This is a genomic window from Galbitalea soli (assembly GCF_010686725.1).
Classification (GTDB): Bacteria; Actinomycetota; Actinomycetes; order Actinomycetales; family Microbacteriaceae; genus Galbitalea; species Galbitalea soli.
The window spans coordinates 164481-188422 of sequence record NZ_JAAGWZ010000004.1 but is presented as its reverse complement, the minus strand read 5'-3'; the positions used below and the strand labels follow the sequence as shown (position 1 = coordinate 188422).

The window sequence follows — 23942 nt, the reverse complement described above, 5'->3', positions numbered from 1 at the left end:
CTGGGCGGCCTCCGCGGGGTATGCGGATCGGTGCCCCCGCGTTAGCCTGTGTGCATGGGCGAGCTCAGACTGGAAGACCTGTCGGCCAAGAACATCGTGGCGGCGAACAGCCTCACGCTGCGTCCCGGTCAGGAACAGTTCGTGACGCCCGTGTCGTACTCGATCGCCGACGCGTGGATCAATCCGCTGACCTCCTGGCCGCGGGTGATCGTCGACGGCGACGAGGTGGTCGGCTTCGTGCGCGGCAACTTCGATCCGGATGCCGAGCAGGAGGAGTTTCGGGCCTGCATCTGGCGCATCAACGTGGCCGCCGACGTGCAGGGCCTGGGGGTCGGCAAGTTCGCGGTGAAGGAGGTCGCCGACGAGGCGCGACGCCGCGGGTTCACCCGTCTCACCGTCATCTGGGAGCCGGGCGAGTCCGGTCCCGAGCAGTTCTTCCTCCGCACGGGGTTCACCGTGATCGGCCAGACGCAGTACGGCGAGAACATCGGCGCCCTCGAGCTCTGAGGTGAGGCGCTCTGAGGTGACGCGCGTGCCCGGGCCGGACCGGCGCGACGCCGGCGAGCGCGCGCCCGACGACGAACCCGTGCGGCGCCCGCCCGATGACGACTTCGTGAGCCGCGTGGTCGCGGTCGTCAGCGACATCCCGCCGGGTCGCGTGATGAGCTACGGCGACGTGGCGGCGGCGCTGGGTTCGCGGGCCGCGCGCGCGGTCGGTCAGGTGATGGCGTACTACGGCGGCGAGCTGCCGTGGTGGCGCGTGGTGCGGGCGAGCGGTCATCCGCCCGTCGACCACGGCGCGCGGGCGCTCGAGCACTACCGCGCGGAGGGCACGCCGCTGCGGGGAGCCGTGCGCGACGCGGAGAGCTACCGCGTCGACATCGCGCGAGCGCGGCACATCCCGAGCTGAGGAGCCGGGATGCGCCGCGCCCACGGCAGGTGTCGCCGGCGCCACGAGTCGCCCGCGCCACGAGCGACGCCCGCCGCGCTACACGAGCGAGTCGCGCCAGGCTGCGTGCAGCTGCGCGAATCGTCCCGTGCCCGCGATGAGGTCGGCGGGCGTGCCGTCCTCCACGAGCACACCGTGCTCCATCACGAGCACGCGATCGGCGATGGCCACGGTGGAGAGCCGGTGGGCGATGATGATCGCGGTGCGGTCGGCGAGCAGGGTCTGCAGCCCCTCCTGCACGAGCCGCTCGCTCGGGATGTCGAGCGAGGCGGTCGCCTCGTCGAGGATGAGCACCACCGGGTCGGCGATGAACGCGCGCGCGAAGGAGAGCAGCTGGCGCTGCCCCGCCGACACCCGCCCACCGCGCTTATTCACATCGGTGTCGTAGCCGTTCGGCAGGCTCTGGATGAACTCGTGCGCGCCGACCGCCTTCGCCGCCGCCACGATCTCCTCGCGGCTCGCCTCCGGCTTGCCGAGGGCGATGTTGTCGGCGACGGTGCCCGAGAACAGGTACGCCTCCTGCGTGACCATGACGATCGCGCGACGCAGGTCTTTCGGGTGCAGCCGGCGAAGGTCGATGCCGTCGAGCAGCACGCTGCCGTTGCTCGGGTCGTAGAACCGCGAGATGAGCTTCGCGAGCGTCGACTTGCCCGCGCCGGTCGAGCCGACGAGCGCGATCGTCTGCCCCGCCGGGATCTCCAGATCGAAGGTCGGCAGCACCACGCGATCCTCGGTGTACTCGAAGCGCACCGCGTCGAAGGTGATGCGCCCCTTCGCCTTCCACAGATCGATCGGTCGCGTCGGGTCCGGCACGCTCGGCTGCTCCTCCAGCACGCCCGAGATCTTCTCCAGCGCGGCGGCCGCCGACTGGTAGGAGTTATAGAACATCGCCATCTCCTCCGCCGGCGCGAAGAACTGCCGCGTGTACAGCAGCACCGCGAGGAGGGCGCCGATCTCGATACCGCCGGAGGCGACCCGCAGTCCGCCGATGAGCAGCACGACCGCGAGGGTCACATTGCCGATGAGCACGAGCCCGGGGTCGAAGATCCCGAACAGCTGGATCACCTTGCCATTGACATCGCGGTAGTCCTCGACGAGCTCGCCGAACTCCCGCTCATTGCGCTTCTCCTTGCGGAACGCCTTGACCGCGCGGATTCCCGTCATGGTCTCCACGAAGTGCACGATGAGGCGCGCCGAGGCCACCCGCGAGAGCCGGAAGAGCTTCTGCGAGCGCGTCTGGAACCACCGGCTCAAGAAGTACAGCGGCACGAGCGAGACGAACAGCACGACCCCGCTCACCCAGTCGAGCGAGAACATGGCGATCGCGATGAACACCATGTAGAGCAGCCCCTGGATGAGCTGGTTGATGCCCGAGTCGAGCAGTTCGCGGATCGAGTCGAGGTCGCTCGTCTGCCGCGCGATGATGCGCCCCGAGGTGTAGCTCTCGTGGAACTCGAGGCTCAGTCGCTGGGTGTGCAGGAACACGCGCTTGCGCAGATCGAACAGGATGGCCTGGCTGATGCGCGCGCTCATCACCGTGTACCACGCGATGAGCGCCGCGCCGATGACCGCGGCCACGAGGTAGGCCACCACCGTGAGCGAGAGCGGCATCCAGTCCTGCTGCTTCAGGAGGGCGGGGAGGCCGACGTCGATCCCGTAGGCGATGAGCGCGGGGCCCGCGACCTGCGCAAGAGTCGACACCACCACGATCGCGACAGTGAGGACCACGGTTCCGCGCAGCGGCGCGAGCAGCGAGCCGAGCAGTCGCGTCGACCGCTCCCGCAGCTGCTTGCTCTCCTCGGCGCTCAGGTCCTGGCGCTCTTCGCCTTCCACTCCGACGACGCTCATCGCAGTGCCCCCTCTCTCGGGTCGTTCTCGTTCGCGTCGTCGTCTTCCAGGCTGGAGATGACGAAGCGGTAGTGGTCGCTCGTCGCGAGCAACTGCGAGTGGGTGCCCACCGCGGTGATGCGCCCGCCCTCGAGCAGTGCGACCCGGTCGGCGAGCATGACGGTCGACGGCCGGTGCGCGACGATGAGCGCGGTGGTCGAGGCGAGGATGCGCCGCAGAGCCGCCTCGACGAGGGCCTCCGTGTCCACGTCCAGCGCCGACAGCGGGTCGTCGAGCACGAGCACCTCGGGCTTCGCGGCGACCGCGCGCGCGAGCGCGAGCCGCTGACGTTGGCCACCGGAGAGGCTCAGGCCCTCTTCGCCCACCTTCGTGTCGAGACCCTCGGGCAGCTCGTAGACGAAGGAGGCCTGCGCGATGTCGAGGGCTTCGGCAAGGTCATCCTCGCTCGCCTCGGGACGACCCAGCAGCACGTTGTCGCGCACGGAGGCCGAGAACAGGGTCGCGTCCTCGAACGCCATCGCGATGTGTCGGCGCAGTTCGAACCGGCTGAGATCGCGGATGTCGACCCCGTCGAGCGTGATCGAGCCGCCGGTCACGTCGTACAGGCGCGTGGTGAGGGCCGTGATCGTGGACTTGCCCGAGCCGGTGAGGCCGACGAGCGCCATGGTCTCGCCGGGCTCGAGCGCGAGGGTCACGCCGTCGATCAGATCGGGGTACTGCGCGGCCGAGTCCTGGTAGCGGAAGTGCACGTCGTGAAACTCCAGCCGTCCCTCGGGATGCGCGATGTGGACCGGCACCGCCGGGTCGGTGATCGTATTGGGGGCGTCCATGACCTCGAAGAAGCGGTCGGCCGCGGTGCGCGTGTCGAAGGTCATCGAGAGCAGGAAGCCGATCGACTCGACCGGGAACCGCAGCACGGTCGCCGTCGCGAAGAAGGCGACGAGCTCGCCCGCGGTGATCTGCCCGGAGGAGGCGAGCCAGACGCCCGCGAGGAGGCACAGCGCGAAGGTCACGTCGGGAACGAGGATGAGCCAGAGCCAGATTCCGGCGATGGCTCGCGCCTTCTCGATCTCCGTGCCGCGCAGGTCGTCGGCCTGCCGGGAGAAGTTCTCGAGCGAGTACTTGCCGCGACCGAAGGCCTTGAGCACGCGGATGCCGTGCACCGACTCCTCGACCGCGGTCGCGAGGTCGCCCGCCTGATCCTGGCTGCGGCGTGCCACCGTCGAGTACTTGTTCTCGAAGAGGTAGCCGTAGATCCAGAGCGGGATCGAGCAGACGACGAAGACCACGCCCAGAATCCACGAGATGCTCACGAGGAAGAAGAAGCCGACGATGATCGTGAGCACGTTGACGATGAGCAGCACGAGGCCGAAGGAGATCCAGCGGCGGATGAGGTTGAGGTCGCTCACCGCGCGCGAGAGCAGCTGCCCCGAGGGCCACCGGTCGTGGAAGCTCACGGGGAGGTCTTGCAGGCGGTTGTAGAGCGAATTGCGCAGGCTCGCCTCGACGTGCGTGCCGGGCTGCAGCACGAACCAGCGGCGCAGCGCGATGAGGATCGCCTCTCCGACGCCGAGAGCGACCACGATCGCGACGGCGGGCCAGATCTGGCCCGAGTCACCCGAACTGAGCGGGCCGTCGACGAGCCCCTTGAGCACCTGCGGGATGAGCAGCGCCACCACTCCGGCGAGGAGCGCCGCGACCATCCCCAGGTACACCCGCGGCATGGCGGGCTTCGCGTAGGGATACAGACGCAGGATCGCCTGGAAGGTGCCGAGGCGCGCGGCGATGCGGGGTGCCGGCGGCGCCTCGGGGGCGCGGAATTCGCCGGCGGGGTCGCCGGAGACGGGGGCGCCGGCGAGGAGATCGTCGGTGGCGGATGATGCGGGGCGACCCGAGGGGGTCGTCGATGAAGACATGGGGATTCCCTAGACGGAGAGAGGGGTGCGCGACGCGAGGGTCGCGGAACTGGTGGTTATCGGGAGGGGAAGCGGCAGCAGGACTCGCGTCGGGGCGAGTCTCGGCGGGGACTGTCGCTGCGTGACGGCGTGAAGGAGCGGATCAGGCTCGCGGCCTGAGGGCGACGCCACCGATGACAGCGCCGGTTTCCGCGATGGTGCGTGCCGAAGCGATCTCTGTCATGGTCATGGCGTCCTCCTGTGTGCGACTCATTCGTAGGCCGCCGGGAGTGAAGGCTTGCGTCCTGCAGACCCCTGAGCAGCCCTCCAGACTAAAGGCATTCTCGGAGGGAAGGCAAGAAGAAGTTTTCGCCCGCTCAGCGGATCCGCACCGACAGGCAGGTGACGCAGCCCTCGAGCTTCTCGAACTCGCTGATGTCGACGGTGACCACGCGGTAGCCGAGATCCTCGATCAGGGCCGCCGTCTGTGGCGCGTCGGAGGACATCAGCACGGCATCCGGTGCCAGCACGACGACGGCGACGCCCTTCTCCTCGGGCACGGGCAGGTAGCGCGGAAACAGCTCACGATGCTCCACCGTGCCGTCGAATCCGATGACGGTGCCGTCCGGGAGCGCGGTGACGGCGCTCTTGAGGTGCAGCACCTTCGAGATCGGCACGGTGACCACGCTGTACCCGAGCCCCGACGCGATCACGCGGAACTGCCGGATGCCCTCGGCGTTCGTGCGCCCCCCGCGACCGATGTACACGGTCGTGCCGATCTTGAGCACGTCCCCGCCGTCGAGGGTCCCGGGCAGTTCGATGGGGCGGATATCGAGTCCCAGCTGGGTGAGCACGCTCTCCACCTCGAGTGGCTCGCCGCGGCGCGACTCCGCGCCCGGGCTGGCGACCACGGCGGTCTGGCCGAGCACGACGACGGTGTCTTCGATGAAGACGGAGTCGGGATGATCATCCGCGCGCTGCACCTCGATCGTGGTGAAGCCCTCGCGACCCAGCGCGGCCACGTACCCGCGCCACTGCGTCAACGCGAGATCGACGTCGACGGGAACCCGTTCCAGGTGCGTCAGCTCGCCCTCCGCCAGCCGCGCCACCGGTGGGCGCACGAGCGCGACACGGTGCACGCCGCTGCGGGAGGGCGCTGCGGGGGTGGGCTGAGGCGTGGTGGTGGTCATGCCCCAGACACTAGCGCGAAGCCCGCCCGCTCAGTGGAAGAAGTGGCGCTCCCCCGTGAAGTACATGGTGACCCCGGCGGCCTCGGCCGCGGCCACGACCTCCTCGTCGCGGATGGAGCCGCCCGGCTGGACGATGGCGCGCACGCCCGCCGCGAGCAGGATCTCCGCCCCGTCGGCGAAGGGGAAGAAGGCGTCCGACGCGGCGACGCTTCCGGATGCCCGGCTCCCCGCCCGCGTGACTGCGAGGTTGCACGAGTCCACCCGGTTGACCTGACCCATTCCGACCCCGACCGAGGCGCCGTCCGTGGCGAGCAGGATGGCGTTGGACTTGACCGCGCGGCAGGCGCGCCACGCGAACTCGAGGTCGGCACGGGTGCGCTCGTCGGCGGCGGGACCGGCCGCGAGCGTCCAGGAGTCGAAGGGGGCGAAGTGCGCGTCGACATCCTGGACGAGAAGCCCGCCGGAGAGCTGCTTGAACTCGACGGTCTCGCGGCTGAAGTCGGCGGGGAGCTGGAGGATGCGCAGGTTCTTCTTGCCCTGCAGGAGCGCGAGCGCCTCGGGCTCGTAGCCCGGCGCCACGACAACCTCCGTGAAGATCGGCTTGATCGACTGCGCGGCAGCGAGGGTGATGACGCGGTTCGCGGCGATCACGCCGCCGTAGGCGGAGACCGGGTCGCAGGCGTGGGCGCGCTCGTGTGCGGAGGCGATCGCGTCGGCGGCGGAGGTCGCGGCGACCGCGATGCCGCAGGGGTTCGCGTGCTTGATGATCGCGACCGCGGGCTCGTCGAAGTCGAAGGCGGCGCGGAGGGCGGCGTCGGCGTCTACGTAGTTGTTGTACGACATCTCCTTGCCGCCGAGCTGGGTGGCCTGCGCGATGCCGCGCCCACCGGAGCGGAGGTACAGCGCCGCGAACTGGTGCGAGTTCTCGCCGTAACGGAGGGTCGCCGAGAGCTCGGCGTGCACGTCGAAACCGGCGGGAGCCGCATCCGCCTCGGTCGCCGAGCGCACCGGCGAGACCTCGGCCGCGAACCAGTCGGCGACCGCCCGGTCGTAGGCCGCGGTGTGGGCGAAGGCCTCGGCGGCGAGACGCTGACGCTGCAGCAGCGTCGTGCCACCCAGGGTGAGCGCCTTGTAGATCTGCGGGTAGCTCGCGGGCGAGGTGACGATCGCGACGTTCGCGTGGTTCTTGGCCGACGCCCGCACCATCGCGGGGCCGCCGATGTCGATCTGCTCGATCGCGGCGTCGCCGGTGACCCCGGAGGCGATCGTCTCGACGAAGGGGTACAGGTTGGAGACGACGAGCTCGAAGGGAGCGATGCCCTGAGCGGCCAGCTCGCTCTCGTGCGCGGCGAGCCGCAAGTCGGCGAGCAGCCCCGAGTGGATGGCGGGGTGCAGCGTGCGCACCCGGCCGTCGAGCGACTCCGGATACCCGGTGACCTGCGCGACCTCGGTGACCGGGATACCCGCCTCCGCGATGCGCTGCGCCGTCGAGCCGGTCGACACGATCTCGACTCCCGCCGCGGCCAGGGCCGTCGCCAACTCCACGAGGTCGGTCTTGTCGCTCACCGAGACGAGGGCGCGACGGATCGGCACGACGTCGCGGTGGCGATAGAGGGCGGGGTCGTGTGTGGGTCCGCTCATGCGGTGGCCAGCTCCTTGAGGTCGATGTGTCCGTTGGCGATGTCGAGCACGGCCTGGATGAGCAGCTCGCGTTCGACGGGCTTGATGCGGTTGTGCAGGCTCTCCTCGGTGTCGCCGGGAAGAACGGGCACGCGCCGCTGCGAGATGATCGGTCCGCTGTCGACCCCGTTGTCGACGACGATCACGCTCGCCCCCGTCTCGGGAACACCGGCGGCGAGCGCGTCCCGCACGCCGTGCGCGCCGGGGAACTCGGGCAGGTAGGCGGGGTGGGTGTTGATGAGGTGGGGTGCCAGGGCATCCACGACCCGGGGCGGCACGAGCTTCATGAAGCCGCTGAGAATCACGAGGTCGGGCTGCCACACCCGGATCTGCTCGAGCATCGCGTCGCCCCAGCTCTCCCGGTCGGGGAAGCTCGAGAGCGCGAGAGAGAAGGTGGGGATGCCGAACTCCTCGGCGTGGGCGAAGCCGTCGGCGTCGCGATCAGCCCCGACCGCGACGACACGGGCGGGGAACTCGGCGTCTTCCGACGCTTCGAGCAACGCCCGGAGGTTGGACCCGCCGCCGGAGATGAGAACGACCAGCGAAAGCACGCGCCAAGCCTACCGGCCCGCCGCCCGTCGGGAGGCGGCGGCCATCCCCGCGATCGCCGCGAGACCGATCTCCAGCGCGGCCCAGCCGCCGACCGCGAGCGGGTCGGGTCCGACCACCTGGAGCCGACCGGGGCCGACCGCGCCCGCCGCCATCCAGGCGAGGGCGCCGAGCAGCACCCCGCCGACGACGCCCATCGCCGCGGCCGTCGCGAGGCTGAGCAGCGTGCGCCGCGGCATCGGCAGCGCGGGCACGAGCGGCCCGTGCAGCAGGGCCCCCGCGAGGAAGCCCGCGAGCACGGGCACGAGCAGACCGACGAAGCCGAAGGCGGGCGCCACGTGCGGGATCGCGCCGAACACGGGAACAGCGGGCAGCGGCCCCAGGATCGTGGCGGCCGGGCTCACGCTCGACCCGGCGCCGATCGCGAAGCCGGGGCCGACGAGCCAGCTCGCCACCCAGACGATGAGGTTCGGCAGCACGGCGAGCTGGCCGATGGTGAGCGCCGCGCCGCCCAGAGGCCCCGCGTGGATGTCTTCGAACAGCGTGATGATCGCCGCATAGTTGACGGCCAGCAGCACGGCGAGCAGGACCGCCGCGACCGAGACCACGGCGAGGGTCGCCGCCGCACCGCCGCGCACCGCCGCGCGGATGACCGCCCGCACGTCACCCCGCACCCAGCCCTCGATGCGGCGCAGCACCGGCCCCTCGCCCAGGTCGATCCCGTCGCGTCGCGCCCGCAGCCCCCCGAGCAGGAGCCCCAGCGCGAACACCAGCGTGGGGAGCGTGATGCCCTGCCCGAGCGAGCCGGTGGCGAGCGGCTGGCGGGCGGTGATCGCGATCCCGAGGGAGAGGAGCGCGAAGGTCACGACCGCGGTCGCCGCGGCGATGGCGCGGTGCTCGAACTCGGCGATGCGGTGCCCCGCCCGTCGGGCGAGCAGAACCGTGAGCAGCGCGAAGCCGAGAGCGGCCATCGTGATCGTGAACGGCGCGCCCGCGGCCGCGAAGCCGGAGGCCTTCGCGGTCCCCGCGTCGAGCGTGAGCGCGAGGTCGGCGCCGTGGCCGACGAGCCAGATGTCGGCGGAGACCCGCCAGAAGATGCCCCAGTCGGGCGCGAAGCCGTACTGCGCACCCCAGAGCACGGTGAGCGGCACGAGCGGGATGCCGATGCCGATCGCGGCCACCACGAGGGCTTCGAGGGCGCCGAGCAGGGCGGTGAGCGAGCGGTTCATACGGGCTCGACCCTAGCCCGGGCGCGCGACGCACCGACCGTGCCTCGCCGGGCGGGGGCGATCGTTCAGGCGCCGACCCCGAGCGCGGTCGCGGCGGCGGCACGGGCATCCTCGGCGCTGCGCGCCGCGCTCGACGACTCGGCGGCCGCCTCGCACTGCGCGACCGTGACGCCCTGCAGCAGCTCGGCGACGTGCCCGAGGGCGCGCGCCGACATGGAGAGGCTGCTCGCCCCGAATCCGACGAGCACCGCGGCCAGCAGCGGGTCGGCGGCCGCCTCGCCGCACACACCGACGGGCTTGCCCGCGGCACGCCCGGCGTCGAAGGCGAGTCGCATCATCCGCAGCACGGCCGGCTGCCACGGGTCGTTCAGCAGCGCCAGGTCGCCCACCATTCGGTCGGCGGCCATCGTGTACTGGGCGAGGTCGTTGGTGCCCAGGCTCACGAAGTCGATGTTCGTGAGCAGCTCGGGGGCGGTGATCGCGGCCGCGGGCGTCTCGATCATGACCCCGGCGACCGCGAGACCGTGGCTGCGGCAGCGGGCGGCGAAGTCGGCGGCCTCATCCGGGGTGTCGATCATCGGCGCCATCACCTGCACCTCGGCGCTCGAGTCCGCGACGGCGAGCGCGATCGCGGCCAGTTGCTCGTCGAGCAGGTCGGGCCGTCGCCAGGAGGTGCGGAACCCGCGGATCCCCAGCGCGGGATTCTCCTCGTGCGCCATCGTCACGAACGGCAGCGGCTTGTCGGCCCCGGCATCGAGCGTGCGGATGACCACCTTCCGCCCGGGGAACGCGGCGAGCACCCCCGCATAGGCCCGCACCTGCTCCGCGATCGAGGGCGCCTCCGAGCGGTCGAGGAAGAGGAATTCGGTACGGAAGAGTCCGACCCCCTCGGCGTGCGCCGCCGTCGCGGCCTCCGCACTGGAGGGCGAGCCGACGTTGGCGAGCAGCTGCACCCGGTGGCCGTCGGCGGTGCGCCCCGAGCCGTCGAAGACGACGTCGCGCACCTCGGCCACGGCGGCGAGCTCCGCCTCGCTCGGGTTCTGGGTGATGGTGCCGGCGGTGCCGTCGACGAGCACGACCGTGCCCTCCGGGATCTCGAGGGCGCCGCGCGCCGCGACGAGCGCGGGGATGCCGAGGGAGCGCGCCACGATCGCCGTGTGCGAGGTGGGCCCGCCCTCGACGGTCACGAGTGCCCGGCAGATCGCGGGATCCAGGAGCGCGGTGTCGGCGGGGGCCAGGTCCCGCGCCACGAGCACGAAGGGCTCGCTTCGCAGGGGCACGCCCGGCGCCTCCCGCCCCAGAAGCTCCGCCACGACGCGGTTGCGCACATCGTGCAGGTCGGCGATCCGCTCCGCCGCGAGCCCGCCCTGCGCGCGGAAGATCTCGGCGACGCCGTCGACCGTCTGCCAGAAGGCGTACTCCGGCGACTCCCCCGCATCGAGCACCCGGCGTTTCGCGTCGCCCGACAGCGTGACATCGGTGACCATGAGCGCGGTGGCGGCGAGGATGTCGTGGCCGGGGCCGGTGACGGCGGCGGCCCGGGCACCCAGCTCGCTCGACACCGCGGCCGTCGCGGCGTCGATGCGGACCGCGGCGGCGGGGCGCTCGGCGGGCGGCAGCGCGGCGGTGGCGACGGGTTCGGCGAGGGGGTCGGGCATCCGCACGACGGGGCCGGACGCGCGGCCGGGGCTCACGCCGAGCGGCCGGTCGCGGGTCGGGCCGCCCACCGGGGGCTCGACGGCGGAGGGCACGATGACCGGGATGGGCGCGGTGTGCGCCACCAGCTCGCCGAAGCCGTCGGTGACGAGGCGTTCCACGGCGTCGAGGGCCTCCGCGGCCTGCGGGCCGTGCGCGGTCACGCGGATGCGGTCGCCCTGACGCGCGGCGAGGGTCAGCAGAGCCGTGGGGCTGACGGCCGCGACAGCGGGCGCGCCGGTGCGCAGATTGGCGATGGCCACGGTCGCGTCGAGGGGCGCGAGCGCCATCGCCACCATCGACGCCGGCCGAACGTGCAGGCCGCTGGGATTGATGAGCGCGAGGTCCACGCTCGACTCCGTGTCGGCGGAGACGACGGGCGCCGCCTCCGCCGACACGGCAGTCGATGAGGCCGCATCGGCACCGACCTGCCCGGCCTTCGCGGCCAGGGCGCCCCGAGCCTCCTGTTCCACCTCGTCGAGGCTCGCCCCGCCCGCGGCGCGAACCACCCCGGCGAGCAGCCCCTCCACGAAGGGCGCACTCGTCAGGCGGATCTCGACACCCGGCAGGTCGACGAACTCGAGCGCCAGCTCGGCGCTCATCACCGCGGAACCGAGGTCCATCAGCACGAGCACGCCGTCCGGGGAGGCCACCGAGGTGATCGCCTCCGCGACCCGCATCGCATCGGTGCCGATCACAGGCGCGCCGTCGGCCTCGCCCGCGCCCGCGGCGAGCGCGATGCGGGGGCGCTCGCCCGGCACCATCTGCAGCGCGAGCTCCACGGCAGCCTGAGCGAGTCGCTCGCTGTGCGAGACGACGACGATACCGATCACGGGTCAGCCCTGGGCGAGCGACTCGGCGAGCGCCTGGAAGAGGAACGCGGTGGAGGTGGCGCCCGGGTCGAGGTGACCCGCGCTGCGCTCCCCGAGGTAGCTCGCGCGCCCCTTGCGCGCGACGAGCGGGGTCGTGGCATCGCGCCCGACCACCGCGGCGTCGTAGGCCGCCGCGGCGGCCGCCGCGGGCGAACCGCCTGAGGCGACGCTCGCGTCGAAGGCCTCGAGCGCGGGGCTCATAGCGTCGAACATGGTCTTGTCGCCGAGCTCCGGCTTGCCGCGGGCGACGACGCCACCCAGCCCGGCGCGCAGGGCGGCGGAGAGCGCGGCGCCGTCGAACTCGGAGACCGCGCCGGCGGTCATCCCGAAGCGGAGGAAGAACGTGCCGTACAGCGGGCCGCTCGCACCGCCCACCGAGGTCACCAGGGTCATGCCCACCGACTTGAAGAGCTCGTCGGCGGTGGTCGCCGGCGAGGCCCCCACCTTCTCCATCACCGCGGCCATGCCGCGCGCCATGTTGGCGCCGTGGTCGGCGTCACCGATCGCGGAGTCCAGCTCGGTGAGATAGTTGCGGTTCTCGGTCACGAGGTCGCGGAAGCGCGACAGCCACGTGACGAGGCTGCTGAGGGTGACGGTCTCGCCGGCCATGGATCAGACCCCCCACCGGAGTCCGGCGGTGTTGACCGGAGCATCCCAGAGCCGCAGGAGCTCGTCGTCGGCGCGCAGCACCGTGACCGAGCATCCCGCCATGTCGAGCGAGGTGATGTAGTTGCCGACCAGCGAGCGGGCGACCTGGATGCCCGACTTCTGCAGGATCTTCGCGACCTCGCCGTACATGAGGTACAGCTCGATGAGGGGCGTACCGCCCATTCCGTTGAGCATCACGATCGTGGGTGCACCCGAGAAGTCGAGGTCGTGCAGGATCGGCTCGACGAGCTGCTGGGCGATGTCGGCGGCGGGTGCGAGCGGTACGCGGTGACGACCCGGTTCGCCGTGGATGCCCACGCCCATCTCCATCATGTCGTCGGGCAGCTCGAAGGTCGGTTTGCCCGCCGACGGCACGGTGCAGCTCGTGAGCGCCATGCCCATCGAACGGCCCTGCGCGTTGACGGTGCGCGCGAGCGAGGCGACGGCTGCGAGATCGCGACCCTCCTCCGCGGCGGCGCCGACGATCTTCTCGAGGAGGACGGTCACCCCGACACCGCGGCGGCCCGCGGTCCAGGTGGAATCCTCGACCGCGACATCGTCGTTCGTGACGACGCTTTCGACCCTCACGCCGGTCTCGGCCTCGGCCATCTCGGCGGCCATCTCGAAGTTCATGACGTCGCCGGTGTAGTTCTTCACGATGTGCAGCACTCCGGCGCCGCTGTCGGCGACCTTCGTCGCCTCCTGCATCTGGTCGGGGGTGGGAGAGGTGAAGACCTCGCCCGCGCAGGCCGCGTCGAGCATCCCGAATCCGACGAAACCGCCGTGCAGCGGCTCGTGGCCCGAACCGCCGCCCGAGATGAGGGCGACCTTGCCGGGCTTGGTCGGCTCACCGCGGTAGATGATGCGGTTGGTGTGGTCGACCTTCAGTTCGGGATGCGCGAGCTCGACCCCCACGAGGGCGTCGGCGAGAACGTGGTCGGGTGAGTTGATCAGCTTCTTCATGACATGACCGCCCCGCGGTCAAGGCTGTTCTCATTCATATGTGCTCCTTTGAACATTGCTGAAAACACGTGTCGGTCGCAATTGCACCTAGCGCTCGAGTGAATGTCATTCGATAATGTCGAATATCCACCGCAAAGAGGCGGCACGTCAAGAGCTTCTCCAGAAACTCATAGGTGCGGTCGCAGCGGATCCCGACAACCAGTGAGGAGCGTGGCGTGATCCAGGCCATCGACCGCGCCGCGAAGGTGCTTCAGCTCCTCCAGGGCGCGCGCCACCTGGGAATCTCAGAGCTCTCGGCCGCCCTCGATCTGCCCCCGTCGACCGTGCACGGCATCGTCGCCTCCCTCCGCACGCACGGCCTCGTCGCCAAGGAGCCGCACGGCAAGCGGTACATGCTGGGGCCCGCGCTGCTCAAGCTCTCGAACGTCTACCTCGACACGCTCGACGTGCGCGCGCGGGCGATGCGCTGGACGCGCGAGCTCTCCCGCCGCACCGGACTCGCCACCCGGCTGGGCGCCGAGCTCTTCGACGAGGTCATCATCATCGAGCACAACGGCCGACCGGATGGCAGCCAGCAGATGCCGGAGACGGGGTTGTCGATCCCTGCCCACGCCTCCGCGATGGGCAAGGTGCTGCTCGCCTACAACCCGACCCTCGCGGCGGAGCTCATGCGCAAGCCGCTGCGCAGCCTCACCGGCGACACCATCACCGACGCGGCGGTGCTCACCCTGCAGCTCGCCCAGGTCGCCGAGCGCGGGCTCGCGAGCGAGGAGCAGGAGGCGGTTCTGGGTGAATCCTCGCTCGCCGCCCCGGTTGCCGACCGATCCGGCACGGTCATCGCGGCGGTCGCCGTCGTGCTGCCCTCGAGCGAGTGGCCCCCCGAGGACAACGTGCTCAACGTCTTGCGGGAGACCGCTCGCAACATCTCGCGCGAACTCGGGGCGACCTCCTGGCCGCCGCGGGTCGCGGAGCCCGAGGACGACTCCGACGACCCGGAGGTGGGGTAGCCGTGCTCCTAGTCCTGCACCAGCGCGCGCGCCGTGCCCTCGTCGACGATGAGATCCGTCACGAGGCGTGCGGCGAGCGCGCCGCGCAGGCTCTGCAGCTTGGAGATGCCCGAGGCGACGCACACCCGGCGGGCCGCACGCCGCAGCACCGCGAGGTCGGGCCCGCTCGCTCGTTCGTTCAGCGCGATCCCGTCGGAGGAGCCATCCAGCCGATAGAACACCGTCGCGACGTCGCCCACGACCCCGTCGCGCTCAAGGCTCGCGTAGTCGTCGGGCTCGAGGTAGCCGCCCATATAGACGTGGCTGGGCACCTGCGCGAGCGGGGATCCGACGCCGAAGAGCGCAACGTCCATCGATCGCTGGATCTCGAGCACGCGGCTCGTGCTCCGCTCCCGCCACAGCGCGGCCTTGGTCGCCGGGTCGTCGAAGAAGGCCGGCACGGGGAACTGCTCGACGTGCGCCCCGAACGCGTCGCCGAACTTCCGCAGGATCTCGCTGGCGTAGAGGATGCCCGAGGTGCGGTTGTTTCCGGCCCCATTCAGCTGCACGATCTGCGAGTTGTGCATCGCCTTGGGCACCAGGTATCGACTGACGGCGCTCACGGTGGAACCCCACGCGATCCCGAGCGTCATGTTGGAGTCGAAGAACTGGTCGAGAATTCGTGCAGCCGACACCGCGACCCGCTCGAGTCGGTCGATGTCGCTGATCTGGTCGGGCACGGGCACGATGTGGCCGGCGACCCCGAACCGGCTCATGAGCTCCTCGTTCAACTCCGAGGCGCGGTCGTGCGGCGAGCGGATCTTGATGCTGACCAGCCCCTTGTCGCGGGCGAAGCTCAGGAGGCGGGAGACCGAGGAGCGCGAGGTGTGCAGTTCGCGGGCGATCGCCTCCATCGTGAGGTCCTGCATGTAGTACAGGTGAGCCGCCTTGATGGCGTCCCTCGTCTTCTCGGGCACGGTCTGCGTCGCGTCGGTCATCGCCCATCCTCCCCGCGCTGCGTCGCCCCGCACCGCGCTCCGTGGAGCATCCTGCACATATGTGCAAGTTGCTTGACCATCTTTGAGCCTCTTCCGATGATTGGCAAGTACGCGGGTCCGACGGCGCAGCCGACAGGCCCCTCCGATCTCCCGAAGAACGAAGGCCAGAACCAGCCATGAACGCGTCAACGAAGACCAGGGCCAATGTGTCCCGCATCCAGGAGCGTCCGCACGCGCAGGTGCTCATCGTCGGCGGCGGCATCAACGGCATCGCCACCTTCCGCGATCTCGCCCTGCAGGGCATCGACGTCGTGCTCGTCGAGCGCGGCGACTACGCCTCCGGCGCGTCCGCCGCGTCGTCGCACATGATCCACGGCGGCATCCGCTACCTCGAGAACGGCGAGTTCCGGCTCGTGCGCGAATCGGTCCAGGAGCGCAACGGCCTGCTGCGCATCGCGCCGCACTACGTCAAGCCGCTCAAGACGACCATCCCGATCTTCTCGACCTTCTCGGGCATCCTCTCCGCCCCCCTGCGCTTCCTCACCCACAAGCAGGGCAAGCCGAAGGAGCGCGGCGCGTTCCTCATCAAGGTCGGCCTCACCACCTACGACTCCTTCTCACGCGACGGCGGATCGGTGCCGCGCCACGAGTTCCACGGTCGTCGCCGCTCCCTGCACGACCTCCCCCGCCTGAACCCGACCCTCAAGTACACCGCCACCTACTACGACGCCTCCGTGCACGAGCCCGAGCGTCTCGCCCTCGACGTGCTCAAGGACGGGCTCGCGAGCGGCAGCCACGCGCGCAGCGCCAACTACGTCGAGGCGATCGGCGTGAAGGAGGGCGGGGTGCTCGTGCGCGACACCGTCAGCGGTGCCGAGTTCACGATCAGCGCCGACGTCGTGATCAACGCCTCCGGCCCCTGGACCGACCTCACCAACGAGGCCTTCGCCGTCGACTCCGCGTTCATGGGCGGCACGAAGGGCTCGCACATCGTGCTCGACAACCCGGAGCTGCTCGCGGCGCTCGACGGTCGCGAGCTCTTCTTCGAGAACAACGATGGACGCATCGTGCTCATCTACCCGCTCAAGGGCCGGGTTCTCGTCGGCACCACCGACCTGGAGGCGGATATCCGCGAGGTCGCCGTCTGCACCGAGGAGGAGGTCGACTACTTCTTCGACCTCATCGCGCAGGTGCTGCCCGACGTCGCGGTGACGCGCGAGCAGATCGTGTTCCGGTACTCCGGTGTGCGCCCGCTCCCCCGCCACGAGGACACCCAGCCCGGTTTCGTGTCGCGCGACTACCGGATCGTCGAGGGCACGATCCCCGGCCTCGCCGACACCGCGCTCCTGAGTCTCGTCGGCGGCAAGTGGACGACCTTCCGCGCCCTCTCCGAGCACCTCGCGAACGAGGCGCTCGACCGCCTCGGCGCGACCCGCACCGTGAGCACGGCGGGACTCGCGATCGGCGGCGGCAAGGACTTCCCCGCGACGGAGCAGGCGCGGTCCGCCTGGATCCGCGCCCACTCGGGAGCCGTCGACGCCGACACCGTCGGCCGACTGCTCACGCGCTACGGCACCCGCGCGGCGAGTGTCATCGAGACCATCGACACGGCCGACTCCACCCCGCTCGAGCACGCACCCGAGTTCTCGGTGGCCGAGGTGGCCTACTTCGCCGACCACGAGGATGTCGTGCACCTGATCGACGTCGTGCTGCGCCGCACGAACGTGGCCTTCACGGGCGACGTCACGCTGCCGCTCCTGCGCGAGCTTGCGCACATCCTGGGCACCCGGCTCGGCTGGACGGCCGAGACGGAGGCCGCCGAGACCCATGCAACCGTCACCGAGCTGCGCGAGCGGCACGGCGTCATCCTCGACGAGAGCGTCGTGGGCACCGCCGGATAACCGAATACGAGGACTTGGTCGACGAGGCGGGACGCAGGCGTCTTCCTCCGCCCCGACGATCAATGCGGCCGCTCGCCCGAGCGGTCCGACGCACACAATAAGGCAGGTCAATGTGGACAAACTAGCAATTGATTTCCTCTCGGAAATCGTCGGGACGGGGACCCTGGTCCTCCTCGGAACGGGTGTCGTCGCGAACGTCGCCCTCATCAAGAACAAGGGATTCAACGGCGGATTCCTCATGGTGACGATCGGCTGGGGCCTCGCGGTCTTCGCCGGTGTCACCGTCGCGTACAACTCCGGTGCTCACCTCAACCCGGCGGTCACGCTCGGGCTCGTGGCGAGCGGAGCCAAGACCTTCGGTCTCGGTGTCGCGGTGAGTCTCGGTTCTGTCCTCACCTATATCGCGGGTCAGTTCATCGGTGCCATCCTCGGCGCCGTGGTCTGCTGGCTGGCGTACAAGAAGCACTTCGATGAGGAGCCGGAGCCGGCCAACAAGCTCGGCGTCTTCTCCACCGGTCCCGCGATCCGCAGCTACGCGTGGAACCTCGTGACCGAGATCATCGGAACCTTCGTGCTCGTGTTCGTCGTCCTCGCCTTCGGCGGCGGCCGTCAGGGCGCGACCGGTGGCCTCGCGGCCCTCGGCGCCCTCCCCGTCGCGCTCCTCGTCATCGTCATCGGCACCTCGCTCGGTGGCCCGACGGGGTACGCGATCAACCCGGCACGTGACCTCGGTCCGCGCATCGCCCACGCCTTCCTGCCGATCAAGGGCAAGGGATCGAGTGACTGGTCGTACGCGTGGGTCCCGGTCGTCGGCCCCATCATCGGCGGCCTCCTGGCCGGGTGGCTGTCACTGCTGCTGCTGCCCATCACCACGGCCTGACCGGCTCCATCCACCCCCATCAGTACCAAACAACAAAGGAGTTAACTCGGATGAGCGACTACGTATTGGCGATCGACCAGGGAACCACCAGTTCCCGGGCGATCATCTTCGACAAGTCTGGATCGATCATCTCGACCGGCCAGCTCGAACACGAGCAGATCTTCCCGAAGGCCGGCTGGGTCGAGCACGACCCGAAGGAGATCTGGAACAACACTCGTGAGGTGATCGGCCAGGCGCTCTCGAAGGCCAATCTGACCCGCCACGACATCGCTGCGATCGGCATCACCAACCAGCGCGAGACCGCGGTGGTGTGGGATAAGAACACGGGCGAGCCGGTGTACAACGCCATCGTCTGGCAGGACACCCGCACCCAGTCGATCGTCGACAAGCTCGCGGCCGACGGTGGCGTCGAGCGCTTCAAGCAGATCGTGGGCCTCCCGCTCGCGACCTACTTCTCGGGCACCAAGATCGTGTGGATCCTCGACAACGTCGAGGGCGCCCGCGCGAAGGCGGAGGCCGGGGATCTGTTGTTCGGTACCACCGACACCTGGGTGCTGTGGAACCTCACCGGCGGGGTGAACGGCGGCGTGCACGCGACGGACGTGACGAACGCCAGCCGCACGCTGTTCATGGATCTGGAGACGCTCTCGTGGCGGCAGGACATCCTCGACATCTTCGGGGTTCCCGCCTCGATGCTGCCGGAGATCCGCAGCTCCTCCGAGGTGTACGGCATGGCGGAGTCGAACAGCCTCCTGCGCGAGGTGCCCGTCGCGGGCATCCTCGGTGACCAGCAGGCGGCCACGTTCGGCCAGGCGGCGTTCGACCAGGGTGAGGCGAAGAACACCTACGGCACGGGCAACTTCCTGATCTTCAACACGGACACGGAGATCGTCCACTCGAAGAACGGCCTGTTGACCACGCTCGGCTACAAGCTCGGCGACCAGCCCGCGCACTACGCGCTTGAGGGCTCGATCGCCGTCACCGGCTCGCTGGTGCAGTGGCTCCGCGACAACCTGGGGCTCATCAAGAGCGCGCCCGAGATCGAAGAACTCGCCAAGACGGTCGACGACAACGGCGGCGTGTACTTCGTGCCCGCGTTCTCGGGACTCTTCGCGCCGTACTGGCGCGCGGATGCCCGTGGTGCGCTGGTCGGGCTCACCCGGTACGTCAACAAGGGTCACATCGCGCGTGCCGCCCTCGAGGCGACGGCGTTCCAGACCCGCGAGGTGCTCGACGCGGTCAACGCCGACTCCGGCGTACCGCTCACCGAGCTCAAGGTCGACGGCGGCATGATCGCGAACAACACGCTCATGCAGTTCCAGGCCGACATCCTCGGTGTGCCGGTCGTCCGCCCGGTCGTCGCGGAGACCACCGCGCTCGGGGCCGCCTACGCCGCGGGCCTCGCGGTGGGCTTCTGGAGCGACCTGGATGACCTGCGCAAGAACTGGCAGGAGGACAGCCGCTGGACGCCCAACATGGACGACTCCGAGCGTGACCGTCAGATGCGTCTCTGGAAGAAGGCCGTCACGAAGACCTTCGACTGGGTCGACGAGGACGTGCTGTAGCGCCAGGCTCCACCTCGGTCGCCCCGCCGCCGCGCGGGGCGACCGTGCACGACACCGTCGTCCCGGGACAGCCCAGTGCGTCCCGGGGCGACGGCCCGACAGGCCCCGGCGGGCGCAGCGGTGGTGACTCCGCCCGCCGGGGCTTCGTCACGTCCGGCCGGCGGTCAGCGCAGCGCGGACTCGAGCGCTTGAAACAGCAGGGCGACCGACATCGCCCCCGGGTCGATGTGCCCCGCGCTCCGCTCGCCCAGATGACTGGGGCGGCCCTTCTGGCCGACGAGCGACCGTGTCGACTCGGTTCCGCGGGCCGCGGCGTCCGCGGCCCGGCGCGCGGCGGCACCGGAGCTGAGCCCGTTGCCGATGGCCTCCACGAACTCCGCCACCGCGGGCGCGAGCGCGTCGTACAGCGTCTTGTCGCCGACCTCCGGATGCGCGAGCTCGACGATGCCCGTCTCCCCGGCGACGAGCGCACTCGCGAGTCCGCGCGCATCCGTCGCGGTCACGTGCCCCAGACTCTCGGCGAGGCCCTGGAAGAAGCGCGCGAAGAGAGTGCCGCCGGCGCCGCCCGCGCCGCTCAGCATCCCCGAGGCGATGATGCGGAAGAGGGTGTCGAGGTGGTCGGGCTCCTCGGAGTCGTAGCGCGCCGACGCGGTCGCCATCGCGCGCACCATGTTCGAGCCGTGGTCGCCGTCTCCGATCGCCACGTCGAGCTCGGTGAGGAGCGCCCGCTGCTCGATGAGGAGCGAGTCGAAGGCGATCATCCAGTTCACCAACTGGTCGAACGTCACGTCGGGTGATGGTGTGGCGGCCATGACCAGAGTGTAATGACGGCCGCGGGGCATCCCGCGCTGCCGCGCAGTGCAGCGATAACGAAAGGGAAACACCGGGGTAACACGGCCGTGCGACGATCGCGCATGACCACTTCTGCGCCCGCCCGCGTCACACGCCACCACGGCCCCGAGCACCTCCGCCTGAGCGAGCAGCCGCTCTTCCGGCGGTTCTGGTACGCGGTCTCGTTCGCCTCCGCGGTGAGCGACCGGCCCATCGCGCGCACCCTGCTGGGCACCCGGGTCGTCGTGTGGCGTGCCACCCCCGACTCCGCGGTGAGCGTGGCGCTCGACCGCTGCGCCCATCGGGATGCGCCGCTCTCGAAGGGGTGGATCGAGAACTGCCACCTCGTGTGCCCCTATCACGGCTGGGAGTGGGACAGGAACGGCGAGACGCAGCGGATTCCGCAGTTCCCGGTCGCACCGCACCCGACCAAGAGCGGGCTCACCATGGTCTCCTCGCAGGAGCGCTACGGCATGGTGTGGGTGTGCCTCGCGGGTGCCGATGAGGGCGGTCCGCTCGCCGATATCCCGCCGATCCCGGAGTTCGACGCCGAGGGCTGGCGCGTGGTGCCGGAGGCGGAGTGGCACTTCGACTGCTCCGCGGCCCACCTGCTCGAGAACAACTTCGACGGCGGCCACGTGGCCTTCGTGCACGCCAACACCTTCGGCGACCGCAGCAAGCCCGAGCTCACCGAGACGGAGGTCACCCGCACCGCCTACGGCTTGCAGACCTACGGAGAAGTGCCGGTGGATGCCCGTCCCGGCGAGTCCGGCGCAACCGTGCGCCGCTCCCTCTCCCGCCTGTACCTGCCCTTCTTCGGGCACATCAGCATCACCTATCCAGACGGCCTGGTGCACATCATGATCAAGGCGATCACGCCGATCGACGACGAGCACTGCCAGCTCACCCAGACGGTGCTGCGCAACGACGGCGAGAGCGACCGGCCGGCCGCCGATATCCTCGCCTTCGACGAGCGGGTCGAGACGGAGGATCGCGATCTCCTCGAGTCGCTGCCGAAGGAGTACCCGCTCGCGCCCCACCTCAACGCGCACGCAAAAGCCGACCGGAACTCCCTCGCGATCCGCCGCCTGTGGAGCGACTTCGTCACGGGGGAGTTCCGGCCGGCCCCGGAGAATTCCTAGAGAGCGGCGAAGACCTCGCGCATGAGCTGGGCGGTCTCGCTCGGCGTCTTGCCGACCTTCACGCCCGCGGCCTCGAGGGCCTCCTTCTTGCCCTGTGCGGTGCCCGCGCCCGAGGAGACGATCGCGCCGGCGTGGCCCATCGTCTTGCCCTCGGGGGCCGTGAATCCGGCGACGTAGGCGACGACCGGCTTGGTCACGTTGGCCCGGATGTAGTCGGCCGCCCGCTCCTCGGCGTCGCCGCCGATCTCGCCGATCATGACGATCGCCTTCGTCTCGGGGTCGGCCTGGAAGGCCTCGAGCGCGTCGATGTGCGTGGTGCCGATGATCGGGTCGCCACCGATGCCGATCGCGGTCGAGAAGCCCAGATCGCGCAGCTCGAACATCATCTGGTAGGTGAGGGTGCCCGATTTGGAGACGAGTCCGATCGGGCCCTTGCCGGTGATCGTCGCCGGGGTGATGCCGACGAGCGACTCGCCGGGCGTGATGATGCCGGGGCAGTTCGGGCCGATGATGCGGGTGGTGCCGCCCTTGGCCTTGGCGAGCGCCCAGAACTCCGCGGAGTCCTGCACGGGGATGCCCTCGGTGATGACCACGACGAGCGGGATCTCGGCCTCGATGGCCTCGACCACCGCGTCCTTCGCGAAGGCCGGCGGCACGAAGACGATGGAGACGTCGGCCCCGGTCTTCTCGATCGCCTCGGAGACGGTGCCGAAGACCGGCAGCTCGACATCGCCGTGGCTGACGGTCGTTCCCGCCTTGCGCGCGTTGACGCCGCCCACGACCTGGGTGCCCGCCTTCAGCATGAGCGCCGTGTGCTTCGTGCCCTCACCGCCGGTGATGCCCTGCACGATGACCTTCGAGTCCTTGTTCAGAAAGATCGACATGTTCCTATTTCCCTCGTAATCCTGAAGTCGCGGCCGGTCAGCGGTTCGCCAGCTCGGCGGCCTTGTCGGCGCCCTGGTCCATGGTGTCGGCGAGCGAGACGAGCGGATGCGCGGCGTCGCGGAGGATCTGCCGGCCCTCCTCCACCTTGTTGCCGTCGAGGCGCACGACGAGCGGCTTGCTCGCGGTGTCGCCGAGGGTCGCGAGCGCGCCCACGATGCCGTTGGCGACCGCGTCGCACGCCGTGATGCCGCCGAACACGTTCACGAACACGCTCTTGACCTGCGGGTCGCCCAGGATGACGTCGAGGCCCCGTGCCATGACCTCGGCGGATGCTCCGCCGCCGATGTCGAGGAAGTTGGCGGGCTTCACGCCGCCGTGGCGCTCGCCCGCGTAGCTCACGACATCGAGGGTCGACATGACCAGCCCGGCCCCGTTGCCGATGATGCCGACCTCGCCGTCGAGCTTCACGTAGTTGAGCCCGGAGGCCTTGGCCTTGGCCTCGAGCGGGTCGGCGGCAGCCGCATCCTCGAGCGCCTCGTGGGCCGGGTGACGGAAGTCGGCGTTCTCGTCCAGGGAGACCTTGCCGTCGAGGGCCAGGACTTGGCCGTCCTCGGTGAGCACGAGCGGGTTGACCTCGACGAGCGTCGCGTCCTCACCCTTGTACACGTTGTAGAGCTTCACGATGACGGGCGCGACCTTCTCGACCAGCTCGGCCGGGAAGTGCCCGGCGATCGCGATCTCACGCGCCTTCTCGAGGTCGATGCCGACGCCCGGCACGACCTCGACGCGGGCGAGGGCATCGGGGCGCTCGACCGCGAGCTCCTCGATCTCCATGCCGCCCTCGACGCTGCAGAGCGACAGGTAGGAGCGGTTGGCGCGGTCGAGCAGCACCGAGAAGTAGAACTCCTGGGCGATGCGGGCACCCGCGGCGACCATGACGCGCTGCACCACGTGGCCCTTGATGTCGAGACCCAGGATCGCCTGAGCCGCGGTGAACGCGTCGTCGGGCGTGTGGACGACCTTGACGCCGCCCGCCTTTCCGCGACCGCCGACCTTGACCTGCGCCTTGACGACGACGGTTCCGCCGATCTTCTCGGCGGCGGCCTTCGCCTCCTCAGGGGTGTCGGCGATGATGCCGGCCAGTACGGGCACACCGTACGCCTCGAAAAGGTCCCTGGCCTGATACTCGAAAAGATCCACGCTGCTTGTCCAATCGCGTGTCGATGGCTTATGTGA

20 protein-coding genes and 1 pseudogene are annotated in these 23942 nt (G+C 70.2%); 7 read left to right on the top strand and 14 right to left on the bottom strand.

The annotated features are described in order from the left end of the window. Nucleotides 1–54 precede the first annotated feature (54 nt). Nucleotides 55–507: a GNAT family N-acetyltransferase gene (locus G3T37_RS12830; RefSeq protein ID WP_163474290.1), complete on the top strand. Its 453-nt coding sequence runs from the start codon at nt 55–57 to the stop codon at nt 505–507. Between the two features lie 79 nt (nt 508–586). Beyond that, nucleotides 587–910 carry an MGMT family protein gene (locus G3T37_RS12825; protein ID WP_163474450.1) on the top strand — a complete coding sequence of 108 codons (324 nt, stop codon included), beginning with the start codon at nt 587–589 and terminating at the stop codon, nt 908–910. Nucleotides 911–988: 78 nt separating this feature from the next. On the opposite strand, the gene G3T37_RS12820 is transcribed toward G3T37_RS12825, so the two are convergent. The 10 genes and pseudogenes from G3T37_RS12820 to dhaK all read right to left on the bottom strand — a co-directional run bounded on the left by G3T37_RS12820 (nt 989) and on the right by dhaK (nt 13518). Then, on the bottom strand, nt 989–2797 hold the full coding sequence (locus G3T37_RS12820) for an ABC transporter ATP-binding protein (RefSeq protein ID WP_163474289.1): 1809 nt from the start codon (nt 2795–2797) through the stop codon (nt 989–991). Beyond that, nucleotides 2794–4521, bottom strand: coding sequence for an ABC transporter ATP-binding protein (locus G3T37_RS12815; protein ID WP_241732456.1), 1728 nt, complete (start codon nt 4519–4521; stop codon nt 2794–2796). The genes G3T37_RS12820 and G3T37_RS12815 overlap by 4 nt, the downstream gene beginning before the upstream one ends. A 548-nt stretch (nt 4522–5069) precedes the next feature. Continuing rightward, nucleotides 5070–5882, bottom strand: coding sequence for a dimethylargininase (gene ddaH, locus G3T37_RS12810; protein WP_163474287.1), 813 nt, complete (start codon nt 5880–5882; stop codon nt 5070–5072). 30 nt (nt 5883–5912) lie between these two features. Further along, nucleotides 5913–7523: a bifunctional phosphoribosylaminoimidazolecarboxamide formyltransferase/IMP cyclohydrolase gene (gene purH, locus G3T37_RS12805; protein ID WP_163474286.1), complete on the bottom strand. Its 1611-nt coding sequence runs from the start codon at nt 7521–7523 to the stop codon at nt 5913–5915. After that, nucleotides 7520–8113, bottom strand: a complete 594-nt coding sequence (gene purN, locus G3T37_RS12800) for a phosphoribosylglycinamide formyltransferase (RefSeq protein ID WP_163474285.1) — start codon at nt 8111–8113, stop codon at nt 7520–7522. The genes purH and purN overlap by 4 nt, the downstream gene beginning before the upstream one ends. A 9-nt stretch (nt 8114–8122) precedes the next feature. Continuing rightward, on the bottom strand, nt 8123–9340 hold the full coding sequence (locus G3T37_RS12795; protein ID WP_163474284.1) for a cell division protein PerM: 1218 nt from the start codon (nt 9338–9340) through the stop codon (nt 8123–8125). A 65-nt stretch (nt 9341–9405) separates the two neighbouring features. Further along, on the bottom strand, nt 9406–10998 hold the full coding sequence (gene ptsP / locus G3T37_RS15425) for a phosphoenolpyruvate--protein phosphotransferase (protein WP_241732455.1): 1593 nt from the start codon (nt 10996–10998) through the stop codon (nt 9406–9408). A 153-nt stretch (nt 10999–11151) separates the two neighbouring features. Further along, nucleotides 11152–11868 (bottom strand): annotated as a pseudogene (gene dhaM / locus G3T37_RS15420) (dihydroxyacetone kinase phosphoryl donor subunit DhaM); the annotation flags it as partial. Nucleotides 11869–11871: 3 nt separating this feature from the next. Beyond that, a complete protein-coding gene (gene dhaL / locus G3T37_RS12785) occupies nt 11872–12516 on the bottom strand; it encodes a dihydroxyacetone kinase subunit DhaL (RefSeq protein WP_163474282.1) in 645 nt (214 codons plus the stop codon). A gap of 3 nt (nt 12517–12519) precedes the next feature. Next, nucleotides 12520–13518: a dihydroxyacetone kinase subunit DhaK gene (gene dhaK, locus G3T37_RS12780; RefSeq protein ID WP_163474281.1), complete on the bottom strand. Its 999-nt coding sequence runs from the start codon at nt 13516–13518 to the stop codon at nt 12520–12522. A 215-nt stretch (nt 13519–13733) separates the two neighbouring features. On the opposite strand from dhaK, the gene G3T37_RS15350 reads away from it, so the two are divergent. Beyond that, on the top strand, nt 13734–14525 hold the full coding sequence (locus G3T37_RS15350) for an IclR family transcriptional regulator domain-containing protein (RefSeq protein ID WP_163474280.1): 792 nt from the start codon (nt 13734–13736) through the stop codon (nt 14523–14525). An 8-nt stretch (nt 14526–14533) separates the two neighbouring features. Here G3T37_RS15350 and G3T37_RS12770 read toward each other — a convergent pair whose 3' ends face one another. Further along, nucleotides 14534–15502 (bottom strand): sugar-binding transcriptional regulator, encoded by a 969-nt coding sequence (locus tag G3T37_RS12770; RefSeq protein ID WP_163474279.1) that lies wholly within the window; start codon nt 15500–15502, stop codon nt 14534–14536. Nucleotides 15503–15678: 176 nt separating this feature from the next. On the opposite strand from G3T37_RS12770, the gene G3T37_RS12765 reads away from it, so the two are divergent. From G3T37_RS12765 to glpK, 3 genes are all read left to right on the top strand, one after another. Then, complete coding sequence (locus G3T37_RS12765) at nt 15679–17403, top strand: glycerol-3-phosphate dehydrogenase/oxidase (RefSeq protein ID WP_163474278.1); 1725 nt, start codon at nt 15679–15681, stop codon at nt 17401–17403. Between the two features lie 112 nt (nt 17404–17515). Next, nucleotides 17516–18283 carry an aquaporin gene (locus tag G3T37_RS12760; protein WP_163474277.1) on the top strand — a complete coding sequence of 256 codons (768 nt, stop codon included), beginning with the start codon at nt 17516–17518 and terminating at the stop codon, nt 18281–18283. Nucleotides 18284–18333: 50 nt separating this feature from the next. Beyond that, nucleotides 18334–19848 carry a glycerol kinase GlpK gene (gene glpK, locus G3T37_RS12755; RefSeq protein ID WP_163474276.1) on the top strand — a complete coding sequence of 505 codons (1515 nt, stop codon included), beginning with the start codon at nt 18334–18336 and terminating at the stop codon, nt 19846–19848. 164 nt (nt 19849–20012) lie between these two features. On the opposite strand, the gene dhaL (G3T37_RS12750) is transcribed toward glpK, so the two are convergent. Beyond that, nucleotides 20013–20660, bottom strand: coding sequence for a dihydroxyacetone kinase subunit DhaL (gene dhaL / locus G3T37_RS12750; RefSeq protein ID WP_163474275.1), 648 nt, complete (start codon nt 20658–20660; stop codon nt 20013–20015). Between the two features lie 102 nt (nt 20661–20762). Here dhaL (G3T37_RS12750) and G3T37_RS12745 point away from each other — a divergent pair, with 102 nt between their 5' ends. Continuing rightward, a complete protein-coding gene (locus G3T37_RS12745; protein WP_163474274.1) occupies nt 20763–21821 on the top strand; it encodes an aromatic ring-hydroxylating oxygenase subunit alpha in 1059 nt (352 codons plus the stop codon). Here the strand turns inward: G3T37_RS12745 and sucD are convergent. Continuing rightward, nucleotides 21818–22705, bottom strand: a complete 888-nt coding sequence (sucD, locus tag G3T37_RS12740) for a succinate--CoA ligase subunit alpha (protein WP_163474273.1) — start codon at nt 22703–22705, stop codon at nt 21818–21820. The genes G3T37_RS12745 and sucD overlap by 4 nt on opposite strands. Before the next feature lie 37 nt (nt 22706–22742). Further along, complete coding sequence (sucC, locus tag G3T37_RS12735; RefSeq protein WP_163474272.1) at nt 22743–23906, bottom strand: ADP-forming succinate--CoA ligase subunit beta; 1164 nt, start codon at nt 23904–23906, stop codon at nt 22743–22745. Nucleotides 23907–23942 lie beyond the last annotated feature (36 nt).

Coding starts and splice junctions, on each gene's coding strand:
- G3T37_RS12830 (WP_163474290.1), top strand. CDS start 55: ATGGGCGAGCTCAGACTGGAAGACCTGTCGGCCAAGAACATCGTGGCG.
- dhaL (WP_163474275.1), bottom strand. CDS start 20,660: ATGGCCGCCACACCATCACCCGACGTGACGTTCGACCAGTTGGTGAAC.
- G3T37_RS12815 (WP_241732456.1), bottom strand. CDS start 4,521: ATGCCGCGGGTGTACCTGGGGATGGTCGCGGCGCTCCTCGCCGGAGTG.
- glpK (WP_163474276.1), top strand. CDS start 18,334: ATGAGCGACTACGTATTGGCGATCGACCAGGGAACCACCAGTTCCCGG.
- dhaL (WP_163474282.1), bottom strand. CDS start 12,516: ATGGCCGGCGAGACCGTCACCCTCAGCAGCCTCGTCACGTGGCTGTCG.
- G3T37_RS12765 (WP_163474278.1), top strand. CDS start 15,679: ATGAACGCGTCAACGAAGACCAGGGCCAATGTGTCCCGCATCCAGGAG.
- sucD (WP_163474273.1), bottom strand. CDS start 22,705: ATGTCGATCTTTCTGAACAAGGACTCGAAGGTCATCGTGCAGGGCATC.
- ddaH (WP_163474287.1), bottom strand. CDS start 5,882: ATGACCACCACCACGCCTCAGCCCACCCCCGCAGCGCCCTCCCGCAGC.
- G3T37_RS12795 (WP_163474284.1), bottom strand. CDS start 9,340: ATGAACCGCTCGCTCACCGCCCTGCTCGGCGCCCTCGAAGCCCTCGTG.
- ptsP (WP_241732455.1), bottom strand. CDS start 10,998: ATGCCCGACCCCCTCGCCGAACCCGTCGCCACCGCCGCGCTGCCGCCC.
- G3T37_RS12770 (WP_163474279.1), bottom strand. CDS start 15,502: ATGACCGACGCGACGCAGACCGTGCCCGAGAAGACGAGGGACGCCATC.
- G3T37_RS12745 (WP_163474274.1), top strand. CDS start 20,763: ATGACCACTTCTGCGCCCGCCCGCGTCACACGCCACCACGGCCCCGAG.
- G3T37_RS12820 (WP_163474289.1), bottom strand. CDS start 2,797: ATGAGCGTCGTCGGAGTGGAAGGCGAAGAGCGCCAGGACCTGAGCGCC.
- dhaK (WP_163474281.1), bottom strand. CDS start 13,518: ATGAAGAAGCTGATCAACTCACCCGACCACGTTCTCGCCGACGCCCTC.
- purH (WP_163474286.1), bottom strand. CDS start 7,523: ATGAGCGGACCCACACACGACCCCGCCCTCTATCGCCACCGCGACGTC.